The sequence below is a fragment of the Pseudoalteromonas sp. T1lg22 genome (genome assembly GCF_002964645.1).
Lineage (GTDB): Bacteria > Pseudomonadota > Gammaproteobacteria > Enterobacterales > Alteromonadaceae > Pseudoalteromonas.
In genome coordinates this window covers 110,673-135,613 of record NZ_PQBY01000027.1, presented here as the reverse complement: position 1 = coordinate 135,613, position 24,941 = coordinate 110,673, and the positions used below count along the sequence as shown (strand labels likewise).

Annotated in this window: 25 protein-coding genes; 14 read left to right on the top strand and 11 right to left on the bottom strand. The window is 46.4% G+C overall.

Features of this window, described 5'->3' with window-relative positions; all coding sequences use genetic code 11:
* Positions 1 to 51 precede the first annotated feature (51 nt).
* From C2M24_RS15090 to C2M24_RS15080, 3 genes are all read left to right on the top strand, one after another.
* A complete protein-coding gene (locus C2M24_RS15090) occupies positions 52 to 264 on the top strand; it encodes a hypothetical protein (RefSeq protein ID WP_105215974.1) in 213 nt (70 codons plus the stop codon).
* A 159-nt stretch (positions 265 to 423) separates the two neighbouring features.
* Complete coding sequence (locus C2M24_RS15085) at positions 424 to 810, top strand: hypothetical protein (RefSeq protein ID WP_105215972.1); 387 nt, start codon at positions 424 to 426, stop codon at positions 808 to 810.
* A 125-nt stretch (positions 811 to 935) separates the two neighbouring features.
* Positions 936 to 1,985 carry a peptidase M42 gene (locus C2M24_RS15080; protein ID WP_105215970.1) on the top strand — a complete coding sequence of 350 codons (1,050 nt, stop codon included), beginning with the start codon at positions 936 to 938 and terminating at the stop codon, positions 1,983 to 1,985.
* A 50-nt stretch (positions 1,986 to 2,035) separates the two neighbouring features.
* Here C2M24_RS15080 and C2M24_RS15075 read toward each other — a convergent pair whose 3' ends face one another.
* The 5 genes from C2M24_RS15075 to C2M24_RS15055 form a co-directional block, all read right to left on the bottom strand.
* The gene (locus C2M24_RS15075) at positions 2,036 to 2,488 is read right to left on the bottom strand and encodes a hypothetical protein (RefSeq protein ID WP_105198946.1); all 453 of its coding nucleotides are present in this window, start codon (positions 2,486 to 2,488) and stop codon (positions 2,036 to 2,038) included.
* 120 nt (positions 2,489 to 2,608) lie between these two features.
* Positions 2,609 to 4,453: an ABC transporter ATP-binding protein gene (locus C2M24_RS15070; protein WP_105215968.1), complete on the bottom strand. Its 1,845-nt coding sequence runs from the start codon at positions 4,451 to 4,453 to the stop codon at positions 2,609 to 2,611.
* Positions 4,454 to 4,613: 160 nt separating this feature from the next.
* A complete protein-coding gene (locus C2M24_RS15065; RefSeq protein ID WP_105215966.1) occupies positions 4,614 to 6,326 on the bottom strand; it encodes an AMP-binding protein in 1,713 nt (570 codons plus the stop codon).
* A 446-nt stretch (positions 6,327 to 6,772) separates the two neighbouring features.
* Positions 6,773 to 7,312 carry a manganese efflux pump MntP gene (locus C2M24_RS15060; RefSeq protein ID WP_105215964.1) on the bottom strand — a complete coding sequence of 180 codons (540 nt, stop codon included), beginning with the start codon at positions 7,310 to 7,312 and terminating at the stop codon, positions 6,773 to 6,775.
* A 91-nt stretch (positions 7,313 to 7,403) separates the two neighbouring features.
* Positions 7,404 to 7,844, bottom strand: coding sequence for a DUF3010 family protein (locus tag C2M24_RS15055; RefSeq protein ID WP_105215962.1), 441 nt, complete (start codon positions 7,842 to 7,844; stop codon positions 7,404 to 7,406).
* Between the two features lie 250 nt (positions 7,845 to 8,094).
* Between C2M24_RS15055 and thrS the strand changes: the two genes are divergently transcribed.
* From thrS to rplT, 4 genes are all read left to right on the top strand, one after another.
* Positions 8,095 to 10,005 (top strand): threonine--tRNA ligase, encoded by a 1,911-nt coding sequence (gene thrS / locus C2M24_RS15050; protein WP_105198951.1) that lies wholly within the window; start codon positions 8,095 to 8,097, stop codon positions 10,003 to 10,005.
* Positions 10,006 to 10,068: 63 nt separating this feature from the next.
* Positions 10,069 to 10,629 (top strand): translation initiation factor IF-3, encoded by a 561-nt coding sequence (gene infC, locus C2M24_RS15045; RefSeq protein WP_105199099.1) that lies wholly within the window; start codon positions 10,069 to 10,071, stop codon positions 10,627 to 10,629.
* Between the two features lie 208 nt (positions 10,630 to 10,837).
* Entirely contained in the window at positions 10,838 to 11,038 is a 201-nt protein-coding gene (gene rpmI, locus C2M24_RS15040; RefSeq protein ID WP_022944197.1) for a 50S ribosomal protein L35, read from the top strand.
* A 15-nt stretch (positions 11,039 to 11,053) separates the two neighbouring features.
* A complete protein-coding gene (rplT, locus tag C2M24_RS15035) occupies positions 11,054 to 11,413 on the top strand; it encodes a 50S ribosomal protein L20 (protein WP_105189760.1) in 360 nt (119 codons plus the stop codon).
* A 57-nt stretch (positions 11,414 to 11,470) separates the two neighbouring features.
* Here the strand turns inward: rplT and C2M24_RS15030 are convergent, their stop codons facing one another.
* Complete coding sequence (locus C2M24_RS15030) at positions 11,471 to 12,298, bottom strand: SDR family oxidoreductase (RefSeq protein ID WP_105215960.1); 828 nt, start codon at positions 12,296 to 12,298, stop codon at positions 11,471 to 11,473.
* A 121-nt stretch (positions 12,299 to 12,419) separates the two neighbouring features.
* Here C2M24_RS15030 and C2M24_RS15025 point away from each other — a divergent pair, with 121 nt between their 5' ends.
* From C2M24_RS15025 to C2M24_RS14995, 7 genes are all read left to right on the top strand, one after another.
* Entirely contained in the window at positions 12,420 to 14,189 is a 1,770-nt protein-coding gene (locus C2M24_RS15025) for a M14 family metallopeptidase (RefSeq protein ID WP_105215958.1), read from the top strand.
* Positions 14,190 to 14,196: 7 nt separating this feature from the next.
* Positions 14,197 to 14,838 carry an MBL fold metallo-hydrolase gene (locus C2M24_RS15020; protein ID WP_105216167.1) on the top strand — a complete coding sequence of 214 codons (642 nt, stop codon included), beginning with the start codon at positions 14,197 to 14,199 and terminating at the stop codon, positions 14,836 to 14,838.
* 89 nt (positions 14,839 to 14,927) lie between these two features.
* Positions 14,928 to 15,386, top strand: coding sequence for an Lrp/AsnC family transcriptional regulator (locus C2M24_RS15015; protein ID WP_105198954.1), 459 nt, complete (start codon positions 14,928 to 14,930; stop codon positions 15,384 to 15,386).
* A 125-nt stretch (positions 15,387 to 15,511) separates the two neighbouring features.
* Positions 15,512 to 17,068, top strand: coding sequence for a SulP family inorganic anion transporter (locus tag C2M24_RS15010; RefSeq protein ID WP_105215956.1), 1,557 nt, complete (start codon positions 15,512 to 15,514; stop codon positions 17,066 to 17,068).
* Between the two features lie 125 nt (positions 17,069 to 17,193).
* Positions 17,194 to 17,919: an SIMPL domain-containing protein gene (locus C2M24_RS15005; RefSeq protein ID WP_158683789.1), complete on the top strand. Its 726-nt coding sequence runs from the start codon at positions 17,194 to 17,196 to the stop codon at positions 17,917 to 17,919.
* A 141-nt stretch (positions 17,920 to 18,060) separates the two neighbouring features.
* A complete protein-coding gene (locus tag C2M24_RS15000) occupies positions 18,061 to 18,453 on the top strand; it encodes an MAPEG family protein (protein WP_105215952.1) in 393 nt (130 codons plus the stop codon).
* A gap of 102 nt (positions 18,454 to 18,555) precedes the next feature.
* Entirely contained in the window at positions 18,556 to 20,457 is a 1,902-nt protein-coding gene (locus tag C2M24_RS14995; protein ID WP_105215950.1) for a cation:proton antiporter domain-containing protein, read from the top strand.
* Between the two features lie 154 nt (positions 20,458 to 20,611).
* Here C2M24_RS14995 and C2M24_RS14990 read toward each other — a convergent pair whose 3' ends face one another.
* The 5 genes from C2M24_RS14990 to C2M24_RS14970 all read right to left on the bottom strand — a co-directional run bounded on the left by C2M24_RS14990 (position 20,612) and on the right by C2M24_RS14970 (position 24,893).
* Positions 20,612 to 21,007 carry a hypothetical protein gene (locus C2M24_RS14990; RefSeq protein WP_105215948.1) on the bottom strand — a complete coding sequence of 132 codons (396 nt, stop codon included), beginning with the start codon at positions 21,005 to 21,007 and terminating at the stop codon, positions 20,612 to 20,614.
* Positions 21,008 to 21,286: 279 nt separating this feature from the next.
* Positions 21,287 to 21,700: a hypothetical protein gene (locus C2M24_RS14985; RefSeq protein WP_105215946.1), complete on the bottom strand. Its 414-nt coding sequence runs from the start codon at positions 21,698 to 21,700 to the stop codon at positions 21,287 to 21,289.
* 120 nt (positions 21,701 to 21,820) lie between these two features.
* Complete coding sequence (locus tag C2M24_RS14980) at positions 21,821 to 23,125, bottom strand: zonular occludens toxin family protein (protein ID WP_105215944.1); 1,305 nt, start codon at positions 23,123 to 23,125, stop codon at positions 21,821 to 21,823.
* The gene (locus C2M24_RS14975) at positions 23,125 to 23,532 is read right to left on the bottom strand and encodes a DUF2523 family protein (protein WP_105215942.1); all 408 of its coding nucleotides are present in this window, start codon (positions 23,530 to 23,532) and stop codon (positions 23,125 to 23,127) included. Before C2M24_RS14975 ends, C2M24_RS14980 begins: the two co-directional genes overlap by 1 nt.
* Positions 23,529 to 24,893 carry a hypothetical protein gene (locus C2M24_RS14970; RefSeq protein ID WP_105215940.1) on the bottom strand — a complete coding sequence of 455 codons (1,365 nt, stop codon included), beginning with the start codon at positions 24,891 to 24,893 and terminating at the stop codon, positions 23,529 to 23,531. Before C2M24_RS14970 ends, C2M24_RS14975 begins: the two co-directional genes overlap by 4 nt.
* Positions 24,894 to 24,941 lie beyond the last annotated feature (48 nt).

The following is a 24,941-nucleotide window of genomic DNA, read 5'->3' as shown; positions in this document are numbered from 1 at the left end:
TGGTACAGCATTCACATAATAAAAATATAAAACGATTAACAAGGAATTATTATGAAAGTTATCCCATCTACGCTGTTACTGATCCTAAGTACATTCTTACTATCATTTTCTGGCTTGGCAACGTTATTGGCGACACCTAACGCCAGTGATAGCCGAGGCATGTTCATTATCGCCCTCGGTGCGGCAGGTCTTGTCGTTGGTGCAATGGCGATTTTGCAGCTTAAGAAACTGAATCGGCTCTTGTTGGCACAACAGGCAGCGTAAAAAAGACAAGGTAGCGTCGAGGTAAGAGCAAGGAATTGTACCTTAAGCCACCAGCGACCTGGGTCGCTAAAATGCCCGCTTGGTCTAAAATACTTATTTAGCGACCCAGGCAATGACTCCCCTAACAGGGGAGTTTTTTATAATAGAAAGGACTCAACAATGAAATACGCGTTTTACCTGCTGGCCCCCATGGCCGCAACCCTCTCTTCGTTGGCATCGGCCGAACCGCTTAGCTTTGAACAGGCAAAATCCCGCGCAGATAACATAGAGGCTTCTATGTCGGCAAATGAAGCCGAGCGCTTAGTTCAGGCACAAGGTAAGCTTGCATCTTCGGCATTTCCTCATTGTTTACGGGAAACAAGCTCAATTCCCATCAAGTTTACGGTTGTGGTGCAAATTGACGCCTCGGGGCAGGTGATCAATTCGTGGCATCAGGGTAGCAGCAAGTTTTCCGAATGTTTTGCAGATGTTATGGCCAGTTCCTTGTCATACACGCCCGACAGTCAGCCATTTTATACCTCGTTTGAATTCAAAAATGTAAATTAATAGCCAAGCAAATCAGTGCCTAGAGTGAAATTGATTGACTCTAAACTAGAGCTGTTCTAGCTTCGCTAGTTGGGAATGGACCCAATTAACTTTTGCTTATAGAGCGCTTACAGAGTCAGGTGGTTATGTTAAACAATGAGTTCTTTGATCTGCTAAAAACCATTATCCGTCAGCCCAGCGTGGTTGGTGCTGAGCATTCATTTTTTAGGGTGTTACAAAGGGAGTTAGAAGAGCGCGGCGCGCATGTAACCTGGTATGAAGGTTTATTGGTAGCCCAGGGGAGCAAGCCTTTTAGCACCATGTTTTCAGCCCATATCGACAGGCATGGCCTGATCTGCACTGGCCCCAATGAGTTTCAATACGCGGCCTTTATCTCCGCTAATCGTACGGATTTATTAAATAACTCGGTATCCGAAGAGCTGATGACCAAGATCACCGAGCGCTTTCAAAATGAACCCGTGTATGCCTATGAACCCTGGTCCGGCGCGTATCGTGGCAGTGGCGTGATCACCAATGCCTACATCTGCGAGTATCGCAATAACCTGATCTTTGAAATTGACGGCTTAGAAGGCCTGGTTGCCGGTACGCCCGTGGCCTTTAAAGATAAATTGAAAATACAAGAGCAGCGACTTTACGGGCAACTCGACAACGTCTTATGTGCGGCGGCCTTGGTACATATGTTTAGTCTTGGCTTTCAGGGCACGGCGTTTTTTACCGCACAGGAAGAAGCGGGCAAGAGCTGGCGCTACTTGCTTGAGTGGTTCCGTCGTTTTGGCGGCTCTACAAACCGGCTGTTTGTGGTTGATACCAGTCCATTTCCTGATGTGGACACAGCAGACAATCAACAACTGGTGCTCAGAAATAAAGACGCCAACGCGGCTTTCAACAGCGAGGCAACGCAAATGGTGCAGCAGCTTTGCGAGCAACAGAATATAAGCTACTTGTATAAAGACAAATATATGGAAGCCATAAATGAGCAGCTAGTTGCCCAAGGTGAGGAGCCAAGATCCATTGGCAGCACCGAGTTAGGGCGTATCATCGCGGCTTCCAACGGGTTAGTGGACGGCACTACGATTCAGATCCCCTCGACCGGTTATCACACCATGTCGGAGTCGGCGTCCGTGGAGTCAGTTGAAACCTTCTTATCTCTTTTGTGTGCCTTGTCACAGGAATAGGCGGGGTGAGGAGCAAGCAGAGCCAGTCTAAGGACTCTGCTTGCTTTTGGTCATTGCCTAAACTTCATTTCCTGCAATAAATAAGTGCTCATAACGGTGCGATATTCTGCACGATTACCACTTTCTTCTTGCATCTTTTCCATGCTCTTCTGCACCCATTGGAAGTAGGCTTCACGGCGCTTTTCATTCTCGGCAACCGAAGCCATATTTTCAAAAACCCGTACTATGTAGAGATCGGGCTCGTCTGCTCTTGGATGAACATTTTTGACAATGGAATAGCTGCTGATCCAGCCTTGCTCTACGGCGAAGTCAGAGCTTTTACGCCACTCGGACGCCAACCACTTCGCATACTTTAATCCTGCTCCATCGGCTATTTTAATCCCTGTAACTTCCCAGTAATTGCCGCCAATAAAAGGCGGCTCATTATCTTCGGCGTGTACGACTTGAATAGACAGCAAACTAAAAACACAAAACAACGCTCCTATAAATAAGTTCTTATACATAGTAAGCTCCTCGTTACAGGTTGCGATATTGCAACTTGAGCTAATAAAACTAGTTCTGTTTATTTCGTCTGTCTAATCAAGTGTATAAAAAACCTCGCCTAAGCGAGGTCTTAATATTCATCATTCGGTACCAATAAAGCCACCGGTTTGATGGGCCCAGAGCTGGGCATAAATGCCGCCTGCAGCGATCAACTCCTGATGCGTGCCTTGCTCAACGATGTGACCCTTATCCATCACTACCAGGCGATCCATTTGCGCTATGGTCGACAAACGGTGAGCAATGGCTATTACGGTTTTATCCTGCATCAGGGTATCTAAACTGGCCTGAATGGCCGCTTCGACCTCTGAGTCGAGTGCCGAGGTGGCCTCATCGAGCACCAATATCGGCGCGTCTTTTAACAGCACTCGGGCAATGGCGATACGCTGGCGCTGACCGCCCGAGAGTTTAACCCCGCGCTCGCCCACTTGAGCGTCAAGCCCCTTGTTGCCCTTGCTGTCTTCAAGCTCTTCGATAAACTCCCAGGCCTTGGCTTGTTTGGCCGCATTGATGATTTGCTCATCGCTGGCATCGGCCAGACCATAGCCGATATTTTCACGCACGCTGCGGTGCAATAGGGCGGTGTCTTGTGACACCATGGCGATATGCTGGCGCAGACTCTCCTGAGTGACGCCATCTATTGCTTGATTGTCGATGCTGATGGAGCCTTGCTCAACATCGTAAAAGCGCAGCAAAAGGTTAACCAAAGTGGATTTACCGGCGCCTGAGCGTCCAACCACACCGACCTTTTCTCCTGCGCGAATATGCAAATCCAACCCAGCCAAGACACTGTGTTGTTCATCCTGCTGGGCCTTGCCATAGTTAAAACTAATATTGCTAAAGCTAATAGCACCGGATGTTACTTCAAGTGCCTTGGCATCGCGTTTATCTTCAATGGCGATGGGTTTGGTCAGGGTACTCATGCCATCGGCTACCGTACCTATATTTTCAAATAAGGCGCTTATTTCCCACATGATCCACTGAGCCATACCGTTTAGACGCAGGGCCAGGCTCACGGCGATAGCAATGGCGCCAACGCTGATAGCACTTAAAGACCACAAGTAAATAGACAGCGCCGCCGTAATAGCCACTAAGGTATAGTTGAGCACTTGCACGCTCACTTGAAGGCCTGTGGCCAAGCGCATTTGGCGATAAACGGGATCTAAAAACAGCTCCATCGACTCCTTGGCGTAGCGCTCTTCTTTCGATGAGTGGGAAAACAGCTTAATGGTGGAAATATTGGTGTAGCTGTCAACGATACGGCCTGTCATTTGCGAACGCGCCTCTGCTTGCTCCTCGGCAACGCGCTTTAAACGAGGAATAAAATAGCGTTGAATACAGGCGTAACCTACCAGCCAGAGCAACATGGGCGCTGTCAGGCGCCAGTCAGCCTGGCCAATAAACAGCAGCATGGCAGTAAAATAAACCAGAATATAGACGGCAACATCTAACAGCTTGATCACGGTTTCCCGTACCGCCAGGGATGTTTGCATTACCTTGGTAGCGATACGTCCGGCAAAGTCATCCTGATAAAAGCTCATGCTTTGGCGCAACAAATAGCGGTGCGCTAGCCAGCGGATCGACATGGGATAATTGCCAAGTAGAGCCTGATGCAATACGGCGGAATGAACAAACACCAGTATGGGCAAGATGATCAAAGTCAAAATACCCATAAACCAAAGTTTACCGCTGTCTTTGGCGAACAGCTGCTGTGGTGTGGTCTGATTGAGCCAATCAACCAGCTGACCCATAAAGCTAAATAGCGATACCTCAATTACAGCTAAAAGTGCGGCACTGATAGACATAACCGCCAGCGGCCATTCCATTCCTCGGGTGTAATAACGACAAAATGCCAGCAAGCCTTTAGGTGGCGCTTGTGTGCTGCGCTCGGGGAAGGGGCGGGTTAGCTTTTCAAAAAATGCAAACATAAGACCATAAACAACTAAATACTGTTAATGGCGCAGTGTAGCGGCTTTAAAAAGAGCTGCCTAGCCATAGCGCGTGGCAAATCGGCAACAGTGTGCGGCTTAGGGGATTAATTAATATTACTTGATCAAAACAAAGGCCCCTGTGCTGGGGCCTTCGGGCTTATACCGCTAATGCTTGCTCTGCTTCGAGCTTAGCTATCATTTGTTCTCGCATTTTGAATTTTTGTAGTTTACCGGTCACCGTCATTGGGTATTCGTCGACGATTTCAATGTATTTGGGAATTTTAAAGTAAGCCAAGTGTTCTTTAAGATAGTCACGCACCTGTTGCTCGTTGAGGAAATGGCCATCTTTTAATTTAAGCCACAGGCACACCTGCTCGCCGAACTTATCATCGGGAATACCAAATACGGCGGCATCACTGATTGCCTCGTTAAGGTATAACAGCTCTTCAATTTCGCGCGGGTAGATGTTCTCACCGCCACGTATGATCATGTCCTTGATACGACCCACTATGGTGACATAGCCTTGCTCGTCCATTACACCCAGATCGCCTGAGTGCAGCCAGCCTTGTGCGTCTATGGTGGCCTTAGTTTTCGCTTCATCCCCCCAGTAACCCTGCATTACGCAATAACCGCGGGCACATATTTCCCCGGCCGTGCCAATGGCTGCAACTTCGCCGCGCTCATCGATGATTTTCACTTCGGTGTGCGCCATGGCCCGGCCTACGGTTTCCACCTGCTTCTCTATAGGCGAGTCCATCTCAGTAATATGATTAATGGGGCTGCATTCGGTTTGTCCATAGCCAATCAGTACTTGTGTCATATTAAATTCACTGTGCACCTTGCGCATCAATTCCTGCGGGCAGGTGGCGCCAGCCATGACCCCGGTACGCAGAGTAGAAAGGTCAAACTGAGAAAATTCCGGGAGCTCCAATTGCGCAATAAACATGGTAGGCACACCATGTAAGGCGGTGCAGCGCTCCTGCTCAACAACTTTTAGCGTGGTCAGGGGTTCAAACGACAGGCTAGGGAAGATGGCGCAGGCGCCACTGGCAACACAGACCAGGTTTCCGAGCACCATGCCAAAACAGTGGTACAAGGGCACAGGAATGCACAGGCGGTCGTTTTCGTTAAAGTGCATGGCACGCGCAACGAGCAAGCCGTTATTCAATATATTTCTATGGCTTAGGGTCGCGCCTTTTGGGTTACCCGTGGTGCCCGAGGTAAACTGAATATTGATGGCGTCATCCGGGCTGAGCCGCGTTGCGATTTCCTGCATCTGCTTATAATGCTGAGCTTGGCCTAAATTCTGTAACTGGGCAAAGGGCAGCATACCGGGGAGCTCTTGCTCACCTATACTGACTACCTGAATCAATGAAGGCAGTTTAGCTATTGGCCCTTGGTGGTTAGGCTCTTTTAACTCTGGCGCTAACTGATACAGCATTTCGACATAATTTGATGCCTTAAACTGCTGCGCCATGACCAGAAATTTCACCTCAACGTTATTGATGGCAAATTCCAGTTCGTGAGGGCGGTAAGCCGGGTTTAGGCACACCATAATGGCGCCGATTTTAGCCGTCGCCATTTGGATCAGTGACCATTCGATATTATTTGGGGACCAAATGCCGACCCTGTCTCCTGGCTGTACGCCTAATGCCAATAGGCCGGTGGCGACCCGCTCTATTTCTTCAAGGTAACGTTTATAGCTCCATCGTATGTCTTGGTGGCAAACGACGATGGCTTCTTTATCCCCATAGGTGTCGACAATACCTTGCAGGTAACCGCCTATTGTCTGCTCGCTAAGGCTAATTTGGCTGGTGCCTTGATACGCGCTGTGAGTAAGAGGAAATTGCTGGTTTAAATGCGTGGGCATACTGTGCCTCCTTGGCGCAAAGTGAATTTTACTCAATCAATTCTTAGCAACTACTCAAACATAGATTGTCGACACATGCCATTAAAAAAGACGATTAACCCTGCAGATGCGACTAAAGGTGTAGATAGGTGTCGACAAAGAGTGGGGAGTTTAGGTAAGTAGGGCAAGAGTAATGAATTGAAAAATCTAGTGTGTGGGCAAGCTAGACGCTTATACCAATTCTGTTAAGTATGTGATCAGAGGTAGCGCTGGATAAATGATATGATGACGAGGCGGTATTTTTCTTATGTAGTTATTCTACATAGAAAAATCCCAACGCCGTGAGCATGATATTTAGCCCGCTTAGCTATTTAAGTGAATTGGTATTATAAAGAAGGGGCGAGTGGGTCCGGCGCAAATTTGCCCGGACCCTATTGGTTATTCTGTAATAGGGAGCTAGACGAGTGTTAGAAAAGGAGGATTTTAAATCCGATAAAGATCAAGACCACACCGCCGAGTAATTCTGCTTTGCTTTCTAACCAGGTGCCGCTGCGGGCACCAACAAATACACCGACAAAACTAAATACCAGGGTGACTGCTCCGATAATTGCACAAGCCAACAAGGGGTGCACATCTAGCAGGGTTAAGGTAAAACCCGCTGCCATGGCATCAATGCTGGTAGCTATGGCCAGTAACAACAACACCTTATGGGTGATTTGCGCTATATCTTCTTCGATGCCTTCACTGAGGGCTTCAAAAATCATTTTTGCGCCGATAAGCAGTAATAAGCCAAAGGCTATCCAATGAGCATAGGCGTCCACCCAGCCCAGCACGCCTTTACCACCGAGATAACCAATTAACGGCATCAAACCTTGGAACAAACCAAAATACACACCGGCTTTGAGTGCCAACGAGCGCGTTAAGCTGGTGTGTTTTGAGCCAAGCCCGATGGATACTGCGAACGCGTCCATGCTTAGGGCCACGGCTAAGATAAAAACTTCAATCATAAGAGAGCTCGCTATCGTTGATTTAAAAAAGAGTGAGCACATAAAAAAGGCCGCTTGAAAAAGCGACCTAGTAGCATGTAATTCTTGGCGCTTAATCCTTGGCGTAGGTGCGCTGCATTATATACACATAAGCTGTGATAAATGCTTGTTCTTGGAATTTCTTTAAGCCAGTTTCTTCAAAATCGATAGGAACAGGGTTGCGCTTTAATTGCTCTTTCATGATGGTGGCATTAAGAACACACACATCCAGGTCGGGAATAAGCTGCAGCGCCGTTTCCATTTTAAAACCAACGGCACCACCGGCGAACTTGCCCTTTTGTGGACGACCTTTAATGGCGATTGAATCAACGCCATAGTCTTCCATCAGCTTTTTAAAATCGCGGTAAAACTTTTGTACTTGTTCCGTGTCGTCGGCGTCACTGAGTACAAAACGTGTTTGTCGTACGTCGCGAATGTCGAAAACGTCATTGTCTTTTGATAATAAGCACAGCAGCACTTCGCTGCCTTTAATTTCTACACCACAGGTATTCATGTTATATCGCCTTTGTATTCAATGGGCTCTAGTATATCAGAGATGGTGTAAAAACAATGGAATAAAATTATTCCTTGAACCTTGAATTTGTATGCAGGGCACGCGAGAATAGCCGCTTGCGCTCATACTCAGGCGCAACAACATCATCGCAATGCTTGTTGGTATAAGCGTTGATTATGAATTAAATCGATTAAATATAACTTACTACATGTGGCGCGGCGTAGGTGTCACCACTGTAAAAGGATTAAACATGCCTGTAATTACTCTTCCTGACGGTAGTCAGCGTATTTTTGATAACCCAGTCTCAACAATGGATGTGGCCTTTGATATCGGCCCAGGTCTTGCCAAAGCAACCATTGCCGGCCGTGTAAACGGCGAGCGCGTTGATGCCTGTGACCTTATAACCGAAGATGCGCGTTTAGAAATTATCACCGCCAAAGATGAAGATGGTTTAGAAATTATTCGCCACTCTTGTGCTCACCTTATTGGTCATGCCATTAAACAGCTTTACCCGGACGCCAAAATGGCCATAGGTCCGACTATCGATAACGGCTTTTATTACGATGTCGATATGGAGCACTCGCTGACGCAAGAAGACCTTGAAGCGCTGGAAAAGCGCATGCTTGAGCTTGCAAAAACCAAATACGATGTAGTTAAAAAGGTTGTCAGCTGGCAAGAAGCCCGCGATGCCTTTGCTGCACGTGGCGAAACCTACAAGATGGAAATCCTTGACGAAAATATCTCAAAAGATGACCGTCCTGGCCTATACCATCACGAAGAGTATGTTGACATGTGTCGAGGCCCGCACGTACCTAACATGTCTTTCTGTCAGCACTTCAAACTGATGAAGGTAGCCGGCGCATACTGGCGTGGCGATTCAGAAAACAAGATGCTGCAACGTATCTACGGCACCGCGTGGGGCGATAAAAAGCAACTCAAAGCGTATTTGCAACGTTTAGAAGAAGCAGAAAAACGTGACCACCGTAAAATCGGTAAAGCACTTGACCTATGGCACTGGCAAGAAGAAGCGCCGGGCATGGTTTTTTGGCATAACGACGGCTGGAGCATTTATCGCGAGCTTGAAGATTTCGTTCGTGAGAAGTTACGCGAGTACGATTACGAAGAAGTAAAAGGCCCATTGATGATGGACCGTGTGCTGTGGGAAAAATCAGGTCACTGGGACAAGTATGGCGACGCCATGTTTACGACCGAGTCTGAAAAGCGCGAGTACGCTATTAAACCTATGAACTGCCCAGGTCACGTACAAATCTTTAACCAGGGTTTAAAATCATACCGCGACCTGCCACTGCGTATGGCCGAATTCGGTTGTTGTCACCGTAATGAGCCATCGGGCGCACTGCACGGTTTGATGCGTGTACGTGGCTTTACTCAGGATGATGCCCATATCTTCTGTACTGAAGAGCAGATCCTGGATGAAGTAGCGGCCTGTATCGACATGGTTTACGACACTTACTCAACTTTCGGCTTTGAAAAAATCGTGGTTAAGCTGTCGACACGTCCAGAGCAACGTATCGGTGAAGATGCGCTTTGGGGTCGTGCCGAACAAGCGCTGGCGCAGGCGCTTATGGACAAGGATATAGAGTTTGAATACCTGCCAGGCGAGGGTGCCTTCTACGGGCCAAAAATCGAATTTACTTTATACGATTGTTTGGAACGCGCATGGCAATGTGGTACGGTGCAGCTAGACTTTATGTTGCCGGGTCGTTTGGGCGCAACTTACGTTGCTGAAAACAACGAACGTCGCACTCCAGTAATGATCCACCGTGCGATTTTGGGTTCAATCGAGCGCTTCATCGGTATTTTGACCGAAGAATACGCGGGATTATTCCCAACCTGGTTGGCGCCAAAGCAGGTAGTATTGATGAATATTACCGATAAGCAGGCCGATTATGTGCAAGAAGTTGTACAAAAATTAAATAAACTGGGTATTCGTGCTGCAGCCGACTTGAGAAATGAGAAAATTGGCTTTAAAATTCGCGAACATACTTTAAAACGTATTCCTTACCTGTTAGTAGTTGGCGACAAAGAAGTTGAAGAACAGGAAGTCGCGGTAAGGACACGTACAGGTGAAGACCTGGGCAAGTTTAAAGTCGATGACTTTATTACAAAAATCGCAGACGAAATTAAGAATAGACGTTAGTCTGTGATTGAAAAAGGGTGTGCCAAATACTGAAGGTTACACCCTTTTTTGTTTTTAATATTCTTGGAGGAACGTACCATTAGAGGCGGAAAAAAGAGTCAACAAACGACTCAAAAAAATCGTATTAACGAAGACATCACGGCAAAAGAAGTTCGACTAATTGGCTTTGACGGTGAGCAAGCAGGCATTGTGTCTTTGAGTGAAGCGTTGTCATTGGCGGAAGAAGCTGGTGTCGATCTCGTTGAGATCAGCCCTAATGCTGAGCCACCTGTTTGTAAGGTTATGGACTACGGTAAGTTCATTTTCGAAAAGAGCAAGGCACAAAAAGAACAGAAGAAGAAGCAAAAGCAAATCCAGATTAAGGAAATCAAGTTCCGTCCGGGTACTGACATTGGTGACTACCAGGTTAAATTGCGCAACCTTCGTAAGTTCTTAGAAGCGGGCGACAAAGCGAAAGTAACTATCCGCTTCCGTGGCCGTGAAATGGCCCACCAAGAAATTGGTATCGAACTTTTAAATCGCATTAAAAACGATTTAGAAGATTTGGCAACCTGCGAGTCTTTCCCTAAGAAAGTCGAAGGTCGTCAAATGATTATGATGCTAGCGCCAGTGGCTAAAAAATAGTATACTGCGCGGCTTAAGATTTAGTGCAGGTTTACAAGCTAGCTAAATTGCCTTGGTAATTTATTTAGCACCTGTATCTATCCGGTTGAAAGTAAGGGGCTTTTTAAGTCCCTTCACCGGTTTTGGGAGTAAGTTAGGCCAATAAAGTGTCAGTATAAGCTGGACGCCTGCTTGCTAAATTTAAGCAATATCAATTGGAGTTATTGCAATGGCTTATAAGCTAAAAACACACCGTGGCGCCGCTAAGCGCTTCAAGAAAACTGCTTCTGGCGGTTTTAAGCGTAAACAAGCGCACCTTCGTCACATTCTGACCAAGAAAACCTCTAAGCGTAAGCTTCACCTACGTCCTAAGCTAATGGTTCACAAGAACGACCACGGCTTAGTTTCTCGTATGTTACCATTCGCTTAATAGGGGTATAGAATAATGGCAAGAGTAAAACGCGGTACTATCGCGCGCGCACGTCACAAGAAAGTTTTAAAGCAAGCTAAAGGTTACTACGGTGCACGTTCACGTGTTTACCGCGTAGCTTTCCAAGCGGTTACTAAAGCGGGTCAATACGCTTACCGTGACCGTCGTGCGAAGAAACGTACTTTCCGTCAACTATGGATTGCTCGTATCAACGCTGCAGCTCGTCAAAATGGTTTGTCTTACAGCCGTTTCATCAACGGTCTTAAGAAGACTTCTGTAGAGATCGACCGTAAGATCCTTGCAGACATCGCTGTTTATGACCAAACTGCTTTCGCAGCACTAGTAGCTAAGGCTAAAGAAGGCCTAGAAGCTTAATTTGTGCTAGCAAAGAAAGGAGCCAATTGGCTCCTTTTTTATTGCCTGCAATTCCTGTTAACGGGATTTAGTTAACACCCAGTCCATCCAGCTGATGGGCAAGATTCTTCTTAAAAAGCCGAATAAATAGGTTGGGGTAGTGACATAATACCTTGCCTGTGGTCGTTGCGACTCCAAGGCGTGCACCAAGCGCTTGTAAACAGCCTCCGGGCCTAATGTAAAAGGTTGCGGTCCAGTGGCCGATTCCAGCCGACGCTGTTGTGCCAAATAGTTTTCCTTATGCGCACTGGTTTCAATATTGATACCCGAGGTTAAAAAAGCCTGCAGGGCATTATCACGAAATTTCGAGGTGATGGGTCCGGGCTCAATCAAAGATACATGGACACCGCTGCCTTTGAGCTCCAAGCGTAGGGTATCTGTTAGACCTTCCAAGGCAAACTTGCTGGCGTTGTAAGCGCCGCGATAGGGTAAGGTCACCAAACCCAACACCGAGGAGTTTTGAATAATGCGGCCATGGCCTTGTGGACGCATTATTTTACAGGCCAACTGGGTAAGGTGGTGCCAGCCAAAGACATTGGTTTCAAATTGCTTGCGTAGCGCCTCTACGGGTAAGTCTTCTACGGCGCCGGGCTGACCATAGGCGCCATTATTAAAGAGCGCATCGAGTTTACCGCCGCCGAGGGTGAGTGCCTCTTGCAGGCCTTTTTCTATTGATTGCGTATCTGTGTAATCAAGCTGCACGCAGGTTATACCCTCTGCATTGAGTTTATCTACATCCTCTTGGGCGCGACAACTGGCAATAACCTTATAGCCACGCTTTTGCAATTGCTGTGCACAATAATAGCCAATGCCGCTGGAGCAGCCGGTGATAAGTATGGTTTTCATAGTCTAATGTAATGATTATTCGCTGGTTTGTAGGCAAACTAGCATTTCATCGCAGCCCTCGCCAGTGTTTGTTTAACCTTGTTATACTCAAACCCACTTATAAGAATAACAAGAGCTTATTATGCTAACCTCTTTATTGCTTAGTGCCGCCCTTAGCCAAGATGCGCATCTGCCGCCATTGATCCCCTGGCAAGGAAAGAGTGAAACCCTGATGCAAACCCAGGGCCCCTTACTAACCGACTTTGAACGCTCAGGTGGTGTCGACTCACCAAATTATAAAGACACCATGGCGTATTTAGATCAGCTGACAAAGGCAAATAGCGCTCAGTTTCATAATGTGAGCATAGGTAAAAGCGATGCCGGGCGTGATATTCGCATGCTCATTGCCACTGAGCATGGGTTGACCTCCGCCGAGCAGCTTGTAGCAGACAGCAAACCCACCTTGCTGATTCAAGCGGGCATACACAGTGGCGAGATAGACGGCAAAGACGCCGGCTTTATGATGCTTCGCGATATTGCCAATGGCAAACGTCCCGATATATTAAAACAGGTTAATCTGCTGTTTATCCCCATTCTCAATGTCGATGGTCATGAGCGCCGCAGCGCCTTTAATCGCATTAACCAAAGAGGCCCACGCATTATGGGCTTTCGTACCAATGGGCAAAACCTTAATTTAAACCGCGACTACACCAAGTTAGACACCCCGGGTGTTCGCGCCATCGCCCATGTCGTTAATGCCTATCAGCCGGATTTATACATAGATGTGCATGTGACCGACGGCGCCGACTATCAATACGATATCACCTATGGCTATAACCCAAGCTTTGCAAGTAGCACGCCCAAGGTAACACAGGCTTTGGACAAGTGGGTGGCGCCCTTTATCAATGCCAGGCTCGAACAACAGGGGCATATGCCCGGTCCTTTGGTTTTTGTGATGGATAAAATGGAATTTTCAAAGGGTCTGGCCGGTTGGGTGGCTGGGCCTAGATACTCTAACGGCTGGGGAGAGTTGCGTCACCTGCCCACCATATTGGTTGAGAACCATTCATTAAAGCCCTATAAACAAAGGGTGCTTGGCACCTATGTGCTCTTAGACGGCGCAATTGAAGCCTTAGCAAAGCATGGTAAGCAACTTAATCAGGCGGTCACTGCTTCAATTAAGGATAACTACAAAGAGCTGGTCGTTGAGCGCGCTTATGCCAGCGAGCCGGACTATATTAGTTTTAAGGGCATAGCCTACGAGCGCTATCACAGCAAAACCACCCAAGCCCATGAGGTTCGCTACCTAGGCGAGGCGCACGATTATCCGAGTTTGCCTATTTACTGGCAAAAAGAAGTTAAAACCAAGGTGGCTGTCCCCAAGGCCTTTTATATTCCTCGCCAATATGCGCAAGCTTTAGATGTGCTGAACATTCAAGGGGTGAAAACAGAAGCCATATCAACACCCGTAACACTTACCCTGCACCAAGGGCGCATAGGCAGCCACGAGTTTGCCAAGGCGCCATTTGAAGGGCGTTTTAGAGTGACGCCGACAATGGAATATACAGAGGTGAATGTCATGGTCGATGAGCATTGGCTAAAAGTAGATACAGATCAAACGCTTGGCTTGCTCGCCACGCATCTATTGCACCCACAAGCGCCAGACTCTTTGTTACAGTGGGGCTTTTTCCATAGCCTGTTTCAGCGCACCGAGTATGTTGAGAACTATGCCTTGGCTCCCTATGCAGAACAGATGTTGTTAAACAATGAGGACATCAAGGAAAGCTATGAGCAAAAGCTAAAAGACTCGAGCTTTGCCGAGGATGCTAAAGCACGCCGCGCTTGGCTTTATGCGCAAAGCCCGTATTATGATCAGCAATATTTGAATTACCCCATATTGATGCAGTACTAATATGACCATAAAGATACTTACTGTGCCGGTGACACCATTTCAGCAAAATTGCCGTATTTTGGTGTGTACCAGCAGCAAAAAGGCGGCTATTGTCGACCCAGGTGGTGACGCACAAAAAATAGTTGCCACCTTGAATGAGCACGAACTTGTGCCCGAGGCCATTTGGCTAACTCATGGTCACCTGGATCATGTAGGAGCAGCCGATGAGCTGGCTAAGGCTTACAACCTTGATATTATCGGCCCGCATATAGAAGAAAAGTTTTGGTTCGATGCACTGCCACAGCAGGCGCAGATGTTTGGCTTTGCACCTCGTCCGGCATTTTGGCCGACGAAATGGTTAAGTCACGGCGACACCTTGACCTTAGGCGAGCTCAGTTTTGAGGTACGCCATTGCCCAGGACATACACCCGGTCATGTTATTTTTGTTGAACAAACGCAAAAACAGGTGCTGGTAGGGGATGTGATCTTTAAAGGTTCGATAGGGCGCACCGACTTTCCTAGGGGCGATGCTCCGACCTTGATAGCTTCTATCAAAAGTCAGGTATTGTCTTTGGACGATGATTTTGTCATCTTAAGCGGTCATGGTGAAAACACCACGGTGGGCCAGGAACGCGCCACTAACCCTTTTATCAGTGGACGTTTTGGCTAACTTGTATCGGTTTCGGCCCTAAAAAAAAAGACGATCCCCGCAGGATTGTGTATAATTTTACCTAATTAAAGAAAGAATAAGAAAAATCAATGTCATTAAATCAAGTTGATCGCCAGATACTGGCGCTATTGCAGCAAGATGCAAGTCTCTCTACTGCAGAAATTGCCGATCAAGTCGGCTTGTCGCAATCGCCTTGTTGGCGCCGTATTGCCCGTTTAGAGCAAGAAGGCTATATCAAGGGCAAAGTAGCTTTACTCGATGAGAAGAAGCTCGGCTTCGATATGCTGGTGTATGCCCATGTTCGTTTATCCAATCACGGCCGCGATCAACTGGCGCAATTTGAAGAATTGATCATGAGCTATGACGAGGTGACCGAGTGTTACACCATGGCAGGCACCATGGACTTTATGCTGCGCATCATCTCTAAGGGTATTGAAGGTTATGAGCTATTTGTTCGCGATAATTTGCTCAATCTGCCTTATGTGCAAGAGGTACACTCCAACGTCACCATGACCTGCGTAAAACGCTCTACCTCTTTACCCTTATAAATGTATTTTATAGGCGGCCAAAACGGTCGCCTAACTCTTTGCTGAATTGTTAATTTCTCTGCTTTTTGCTAGAATCTGCACCCCTTTCGCAGCTTGTTTCTAATCGCACCGCAAACGAGGAATGAATGTTTAACTTACTCAGCAAAGCACCTAGCTCTGCTAAAAACGATATCCTATCGGGATTAACCGTTGCCTTGGCATTGGTACCCGAAGCCGTGGCCTTTGCCTTTGTAGCTCAGGTTGACCCCCTTGTCGGCTTGTATGCCGCCTTTATTGTAGGTCTTATCACCTCACTGATTGGTGGCCGTCCGGGTATGATCTCCGGCGCAACCGGCGCCTTGGCCGTGGTTATGACCTCTTTGGTTATCACCCATGGTGTCGAATACCTGTTTGCGACCGTGCTCTTGATGGGTATATTGCAGATACTGGCGGGCGTGTTTAAGCTCGGCAAATTTATTCGTATGGTGCCGCACCCGGTCATGCTCGGCTTTGTAAACGGCTTGGCGATCGTCATTTTCCTTGCCCAACTGGGGCAGTTTAAGGTGTTGGGCGACGATGGCCAAATGAACTGGATGCAAGGCGAACTGCTTTATACCATGCTAGGCCTGGTTGCCTTAACCATGGCCATTATTCATTTCCTCCCTAAGTTGACAACGGCTATTCCATCGAGCCTGGCCGCTATTTTAGTGGTAACCGGCCTGGTGCTAGGTTTAGACCTTGAAGCGCGTACCGTTATCGACTTTGTAAAAGATATGACGGGTGATAGCGCTGCAACCATAGCCGGCGGTTTCCCTGAGTTCCATATTCCTCAAGTACCATTTAACCTTGAAACCCTGAAAATCATCCTGCCTTACGCGGTGATCTTAGCGGCCATAGGTTTAATTGAATCACTGCTGACCTTGACCCTGATCGATGAAATTACCGATACCCGCGGTCAAAGTAATAAAGAATGTGTAGGCCAGGGCGCGGCAAACGTAACCTGTGGTTTCTTCGGTGCCATGGGCGGCTGTGCCATGATAGGTCAGTCGATGATCAATATTAATTCCGGTGGTCGTAGCCGTTTATCCGGTATTACCGCGGCATTATTGCTATTGGTATTTATCCTATTTGCCGCCAGCTACATTGAAATGATCCCACTGGCAGCACTTGTTGGCGTCATGTTTATGGTGGTTATCGGCACCTTTGAATGGTCAAGTTTCCGTATTATGCGCAAGGTACCTAAATCCGATGCCTTCGTTATCTTCTTAGTAAGTGCGGTAACGGTAGCGACGGATCTGGCCATTGCCGTGTGCGTAGGTATTATTGTGTCGGCCCTGGTATTTGCCTGGCAACATGCGAAACATATCTACACCGAGAGCTATATCGATGAGCAGGGCTCTAAGGTCTATGAGCTACATGGCCCCTTGTTCTTCGGATCGGCGAAGAATTTCTTAGAGCTATTCGACATTAAAAACGACCCTAAAGACGTTATTGTAGAGTTTAAACACAGTCGCGTTGCGGATCACAGTGCCATCGAAGCCATAGACACCTTGGCGGATAAATACACCAAGGCAGGTAAAACCTTGCATCTGCGCCATGTTAGTGCCGACTGTAAGGAATTGCTGCGTAAAGCACGGGATCTTGTGGAAATCAATGTAATTGAAGACCCTAAATACCGTGTTGCTTCGGATGAGCTGGGTTAATACCAATTCACTAACCCAATTGAACCCATAATTTTAGGCCTGCATTTCGCTGGCCTTTTTTATTCAGTTGCAATTAACTAGTCTATACATAGACTTATGTTAATTCTTCAATAATGGGTACGACTATGAAACAACTACTTTCAGTGTTACTGACTTCCTCTTTGGCCCTTGGTGGAGCCTTCGCTGTACAGGCGCAAAGCATTCCCGACGAGCCCCATTTACAGGTTCGCGGCGTGGGTGAAGTGTGGGCCACGCCAGATAAGGTAACCATTAATCTGAGCGTTAATGAGCAAAGCATGGATGTGCTGGAGGCCAAAAGTGCCGCCGACAGAAAACTGGCAAACATGATCATGGCGTTAAAAGAGCTGGGTATTGAAAGTAAGGATATTCATGCCAGCCAATTGGGCATTCACAGCAAAACCCGCTATAACCGCGATACACAAACCAATGAGTTCGACGGCTATGAAGTCAGCCGTAATGTCAGTGTTATTCTGCGCCAAATTGATAACTATGCATCGGTTTTGCAGTTGTTGGTACAGCAAGGAGCCAACCAGGTAGGGCAGTCGCATTTTGGTTTGAGTAATTACGACGAACTGTATAACCAAGCGCAACAGCAAGCCTTTAGTGATGCCAAGCAAAAAGCAAAAACCTATGCCGATGGCTTTGATACTAAGGTGGGCAAAGTTTACAGCATTAACGTAATGAGCCACGACAGACCGATTCCATATCCGCGCGCGGAAATGAAAATGATGGTCGGTGCGGATGCCGCGCCCGGTGTCGAGCAAGCCTACAATGTTGGCGAAATTAAGGTCAGTGCCTCGGTTAACGCGGTATTTTTACTCGATAATTAAACTCGGTAATAAAAATCCGTGCGTGACTGTGTAACCTAGTCAAAGCCGAAGGTAAAATCCCAAAGAGTTTTCCTTCGGCGCTTTTCTTTTAAATCAATTACCTGTAACTTCTAGCCTGATAATGTACTCAGGAGAGCAGACGTGATTGTTTCCATCTATGCCGCCATTTTAGCGCTGGTCTATTTGCAACTTAGCCTTTACGTAGTCAAAGAGCGCCGACGTAGCCACCGCTCTATCGGTATCGGCGACAGCATGGCACTGCAGAGGGCAGTACGCGCTCACGGTAACTTTATCGAGTATGTACCGCTGGCATTGCTTCTATTATTTTTCAATGAATATCAGGGTCTTGCAAGCCATTATAGCCACCTGCTAGGGGCAACCTTGGTGTTTGCACGTCTAATCCATGCCAGCAACATTTCCCAGTTAGATGAAAACATAAAGGTGAGGGTAGTGAGCATGGTGTTAACCTTCTCAGTGATAATGATCTCTGCGGTGTCCTTGCTGCTCGATGCCACCTTGGGGATTTATCTTTAAATCCTGCCTACCTTATCTCGGCAAAATCAAAGCCTTAGTATAAATAGTCGTCTAAACTTGCCCTTAAGCGTGATTCTAAATTGCTAGCTCAAGGGCAAATTGATGACTGACATTCTTATTGTTGCCTGTATTTTTCTGATCTCCGCCATAGTGGCCGTTCCCATTGCCACGCGCTTTGGTTTAGGCTCCGTACTTGGCTATCTGATAGCCGGTATTATCATTGCACCCTTATTAACAGTACTTAAAATAGACCTGGTATCGATTCAGCATGTCGCCGAGTTCGGTGTGGTGATGATGCTTTTTCTGGTGGGCTTGGAGCTAGAGCCAAAAAAACTCTGGTCTATGCGCGCTCAGTTAATAGGCTTAGGTGGCGGGCAAGTATTGCTTACGGCTCTGGCTATTATGGGAGTTGCTGTGCTTTTAGGATATTCATGGCAACTGGGCCTGAGTATCGGACTTATTCTCACCTTGTCATCCACCGCCATTGTCTTGCAGAGTTTGGCCGAACGCTCAGAGCTTGATACAGAGGGCGGTAAGGCAACATTTTCCGTATTGCTCACTCAGGATATCGCCGTTATTCCAATCTTGGCCGTGTTGCCCTTACTGGCCATGGGCGAAGCAAGTAGCGCCGAGATCGCTGGCACACATGCGACGTCCCAAATAAACATACTAAGTGGATTAAATGGCTGGCAAAGCGCATTAATAGTACTGGCGGTGATCTTAAGTGTGGTGGTAGGGGGCGCGTATCTGACTGGGCCTATCTTTAAATTTATCGCCCAGGCAAGATTAAGGGAATTATTTACCGCAACGGCCTTATTCCTGGTGATAGGCATAGCCTTAATGATGACATTAGTTGGGTTATCGCCGGCTTTAGGTACCTTTATCGCCGGGGTAGTTCTTGCAAATTCTCCATACAAACATGAGCTTGAAAGTAATATCGAACCATTTAAAGGGCTCTTGTTGGGCGTTTTCTTTATTACCGTTGGTGCCGGGATTAATTTCACTCTATTGGCTGCGCAGTTTGGCTCGATATTCTTTACTACCTTAGCCCTGATACTGGTTAAAATTGCCGTGTTACTGGTATTAGGACGCGTGCTTGGCATTAAAGGCGCAGCCCTTTGGTTACTTGCACTTGGGCTTGCCCAAGCCGGTGAATTCGGCTTTGTTTTACTGTCATTCTCAGTGACCAATCAGGTGATGGAGCAGGCCATGGCAGACCGTTTATTACTGGTGGTTACTCTGTCTATGCTGATATCGCCTTTACTTTTTATTCTATATCAAAAGGTTATAGCGCCGAGATATGTGGTTGAAGGAAAAAGCCGCGAAGAAGAGTTTCCACAAAACAGCCATATTATTATCGCCGGTTCGGGACGAGTCGGCGGTTTAGTGGATAGGATATTAAAAATAGGCGGGTATCGTGCCACGGTAATTGACCATAATTATCAACATTTGGAAGCCATGGCGCGTATCGGAGTGCATTATTTTTATGGGGATGCGACACGACCTGATCTATTAAATAGTGCCGGAATAGAGAAAGCGAAATTATTGGTGATAGCCCTGGACGATAAAGAGCAAATCACCACCTTAACTCAGTACGTTTTACAGAATTATCCCCATGTCCATGTGTTAGCACGAGCCATAGACAGGCATCATGTTTATCAGTTATGGGCACTGGGTTGCCGTGACATTATCCGAGAAACCTACGACAGCTCACTGCGTATAGGGCGCGCCGCCTATGAAGCGCTAGGAATTAACAGCGAACAGGCAGCAGATATCATTTCCAAGTTCGATACCTATGATAAGAAAATGATGCGGGTCACCGCAGAGGCCTTTGATGCCAATTTGCCATTTCAGGATAATGATGAGTACGTGAAGTTAGTGAAAGACTATATGCAGCAATACGCGCCAGAATTAAAAGAGTCGGTTGCACGCATCATCAATACCGAGAAACAATCCGGTACCAGCGACAAAAATACTGACGCTGACTCAACAGACAAGTACTGAAACTCGGCAAAGAATACCTTGGTTAATCAAGAACAGGTAAAAAGGGCTGCGCAAACACATTTCTTATTAAGAGGAGAACCCTGTTTATACTTACAAATACGCCATTTAACATAAAAGGTATTCTAAGCAGGGCAATGAAGCCCTGCGGTAAATGTTACTCCTGAAAAGCTACGAGTATATTTAGTAGCTTGTCCTGCAGCTCGTGAATTTCCTCTACCGCGAGCTTTTGTTTTCTTAGCTTCTTGTATTCCGCCTGGTAATGCGTAGCAGCCCAGCTTTTACGATGGTGATAAGCACAATCACCAGCTGACATTGAGCCGTAAGGCGTAACCAAAAGATCCCCTTCAATTTTAAAATGCTGCCAAGGGCCATTAGCGGGAAGGTAACCCCGTGCGATGATGGAAACTAGGCTTTTAATTGGCTTAGGTGCTACGCCAGTATTCCAATACTTGCGATATGTCGAGTAAGAAACACCAAGCTCAATAGCAGCTCGTTTATGGTCATAACCAAAAGCAGTTCTAAGGTCTCTTTTAAAGTTATTATCGGACATCAAAATAACACTCCATTTTGTACCTGATATAGGTTTTTAATGTCAAAAAAGTACGGGATTCCATACCAAAGTGGGGGTGTCACTACACCCCCCACTAAATTTTGAACAACTGACACAGTGAAGTGAATTTAAACTTAGAAAGGTTTATCAGGGGTAGCGCGCTGCGCTAGGGGTGCATTTTTCCAAATGCAGATTGTATTCGCTTCGCGGGTTACGGCCAATTAGCAATATGGAAAATATCACTACTGGGGAGTGGCCTACATGGCGCAGGCGCCATTGTCACTTTTCAGAATGTGAGATATCTATAATTTCCAGTAATAATTTTGCTCTACCCTTTTCAGAAAGAGCACGAAAAGAATCAATAAATTCTTTCTCTATCTGAGTTATACGAACGGGCCGCTTAGGTTCTTCAGACTTCTTACGTCCAGCACCTTTACGTTTTCCACCATGAGCGCTTGGCTCAAAGTCAGATTCAACAAGACCAGTATGCATTATTAAACCGCGTTTATAATAGATATCGGCAACGTCTTGACGGCCAGATTCTGTGTTTATAGACGGTAGGATAGGGAAATTAATGACCTTGTTGCCGTATTCAAAGCGCATATTACCAAGACCAGCCACGCCAATAGCATCATTTGCACTGTTCTTAAACAAAACTGTTTCTGATAAAGGGATGATTTCGATAGTAACCATTTTGATTCTCGTAACGCTTTTCAAGTAATGAAGGAATGATAGTTCAACTTGATTTAAGTTACAAGAATCAAAATATTTTTTTATCGAGAAGTTTTTTTTGGTGACATCGCCTCGCTACGCTCAGGCTCCGCTAGGCGAGTCGCTGTCACCAAAAAAACTGATTGATGTGTTTATATTTCTTGGCAGGGCCTTTTGTTGAAGGAACGGTGAGCAACTTATCTTCTTTGAAAGCCCTGATTTAAAAATATTAACAGCACAATCATTTAGATAATGGACTGTATAACCAAACAAGCGAAAATCCTCAGAAGTAGCGCTGTAGTGCTGGCCGTCTATATCCAAGGTAAAAGTTAAGTCCCTGCCAACAACGTTGCCGTTACGATACTTAGTCAAAGAACCTGTGAATATTGCATGGTTAGCGCCGTAGGGTAGCTCTAAAGCATCAGACTGCCTAGAAGCAGCCTTATTGCTGTTAACGCTATAAGCATTACCAGAATCGACTTTAACACCCTCAACAACGATTTGAGAGGCGGCTTTATCATCGCCCAAAGTAGCGAAATAATAGGCGAGAAAACCAATAGCACCGAACAAGCAAAAAGTTGGAAAGGCCATTTTAGGATTGAGAAAGAAATTTTTGCCTTGTCCTTTTGTAATATTACCTGTGGCCGTGGACTTGTAGCACTGGTGGACTTCAAGGGGGATTTTCCGCCAGACTTTGGACTCGCCTTTACCTGGGGTTCGTCCGTTAAGTGTTGGGTTGTGTTCGTGGATTCGGGGCCGTCTGTAGAAATAAGGGATAGAGGCGATTCCATCGAAGTATCTGTGATAGTAGGCGTACTGGGCAACGTTTCGAATGAACTTGTTGACGGCGGTAATATCTGGGGTGCAGGCAATGATATCCCAGTTGTACTTACGGTGTCGCATGAATGATTCTTGGAGGTTTGCGGGGTAAATAATATGGCCTTTTGCATTAAATAATTCCTCGCCTAAGTCGTCTTTATCGCCTGATGTAAGTTCTTCGGGTTTTAAGGTATCCAGTTTGTGTAAATGGTACTCGTACCAAGCAGGTGGTAACGAATCCTCATAGGTATAAATGGGCTGATAGTCATAATGATCAGCGTTAAAACTGCGGGTATTTGGATAAATGTCTTGCACTTCATCCATGATGATAAGTGCGCCAACTGGCATCCAGTGATACCAACGTTGCCAGAGGTGTTTACCTTTCTTAGTCTGTGATGATAAGCGCCAGAGCTGCGCTTCTTCGGGAAAAGTCTCTTGCAAGGCTTCTTCGATTTCTTCAAGCGGAAGTATGCCCTCAATGTTAGTTACTACTAAGCGGCCCTTACGTAAAGCAGGCAATACCTCAAACCAAACAGCGCTTGCTGATTTGAATGAGCCGGGTGAACCGTGGAATATTGAAGCGGACATTAAATAAACCTCATGACAAAGCGGGCGACATAAGCATTAGCAATAATATTCATGCAATCCATTATTCTTAAATCAACAAGGGCGGCACGAACGTCATTGGGTAGCGCGTTCATTCTGGAGGTGACTTGAGATGCAAACTCTAAGTTTTGAAGTATTTGTTTAGCAACTGCCCAGCCAAGTTTCATAGCCTCTAACTTTATGCCAAGCCAGATAAGAAGGTACTGCTCGAAAGCGTAGGCCATGAGCCTAACGACAAAGTCAGGTATATCCGTCTCAAAGAAGTCCCAAAAATCGGTGACATAGTCGCCGAGCATCTGTGCAGCACCTTGATCGCCAGCATAAGAATCGGCAAATGCCAGACAAGGAAAAAGGAGGAAAATAAAATAAAGGTATGCAGGCTTAATCATTCGCGATTACTCCCTAGTAGTATAAAAACGGCCATTACGGTAGCAATAAATAACAGTACAGGAGCAATCGTTTGAAATGACTCCCTGAATCTGGAAAGTGATATATCTACAGCCTGACCTTTTATATTTAGCGGCCTAGATTCGTAATCGCCTACAGGCGGTGAACCAAATGTAATGAATTCTGATGCCTCAGATTGAATGGTGCCCCAGTAGTCGGTTAGGTCAGTTCTAGCAGTTTCAATTTTCTCTGATAAAGCATGCATATCTGATTCGGTAAAGTAATCAGACAAAGGGCCAGTCTTGCGCTCTGCGGTAACGGTAAATGATGCTTCAGGATCGTCTAGCTGGTCTATCTTGTCACCAATAGACTTTAGTAGCTTGTTGCCTTCATTGGTTAGCCTATTTCCTTCTTGGGCTGTGCCGATTAACTGGCCAATTGCAGTAGACAGCTCAGAGTCATCAAGCGTCCCATTTTCATCAGTATCGACTATCGGCGGTGTTTCAGTTGGTTGACTACCGTCATCAACACAAGCGAAAAGATCATCTATATAGCCGCAGTTAGAAGCGCATTTGTTGTATGAATCACCAGTTAGGGTGTCTGTGAAAACAGAACATTTATCGTCTGGATCAGCTTTGCAGTACTGGCCATTGGTTGTTTGATAGCAGCCATCTGGATCTGGCTCTATAGGTTCTTCTGGTAAGGGTTCTTGTGTGTCACATTTCACACCTTCCGAGCTGCCCAGTTCAGGCGGTATACGATACATGCCATTTTCAACTGAATAAGCGCACTGGCCTGGGCCATTTGGATTATCAAAACAAGCATAATCTGAGCTATCAACAGTAAAGTTAAGAATTGATAGAGAGTCATCGGTAATAGATGGGCATGAATCGTCATTATCGGGTTCAAATAACTTGGCACACATGGTCTGGCCGTTACTATCGACCTTAATAGTATGCTCTGGGTACGAGACGGGTGGACAAATGTAGCCATCGACAATAGCCGTTTTGTGTACGTCTGCATGATATAAATATTGGTGCTGCTGCCAAGCGCTGCTAGTGGTCACGGTAGCAGTGAATTTAAAAGCGACTTTTTTATATTGAGAGTCATCTTGAGTAACAATTTCTTCAGCAAAAACATATGTATAACCTGCATAACCACCGACACCCTCCTCAGTAGTTGATTGTAAACATACGCTATAATCTGTGCCTGCAACGTCGAATGATGGTTGACCATTATATTTACAGTACGTAACACCAGTAAAAGTGTGCGGTTCAGCAGGAACTAAATCAAAAGGATCTATAGTTTGACCATAAGAAAAAAAAGCGCTTATAAGCGCTACGGTAAATAGTAGAAATCGCATAGTAAGCGCCTTGGTTAGGAGAGGAAAGAGCCAGTATTTAACTGGCCC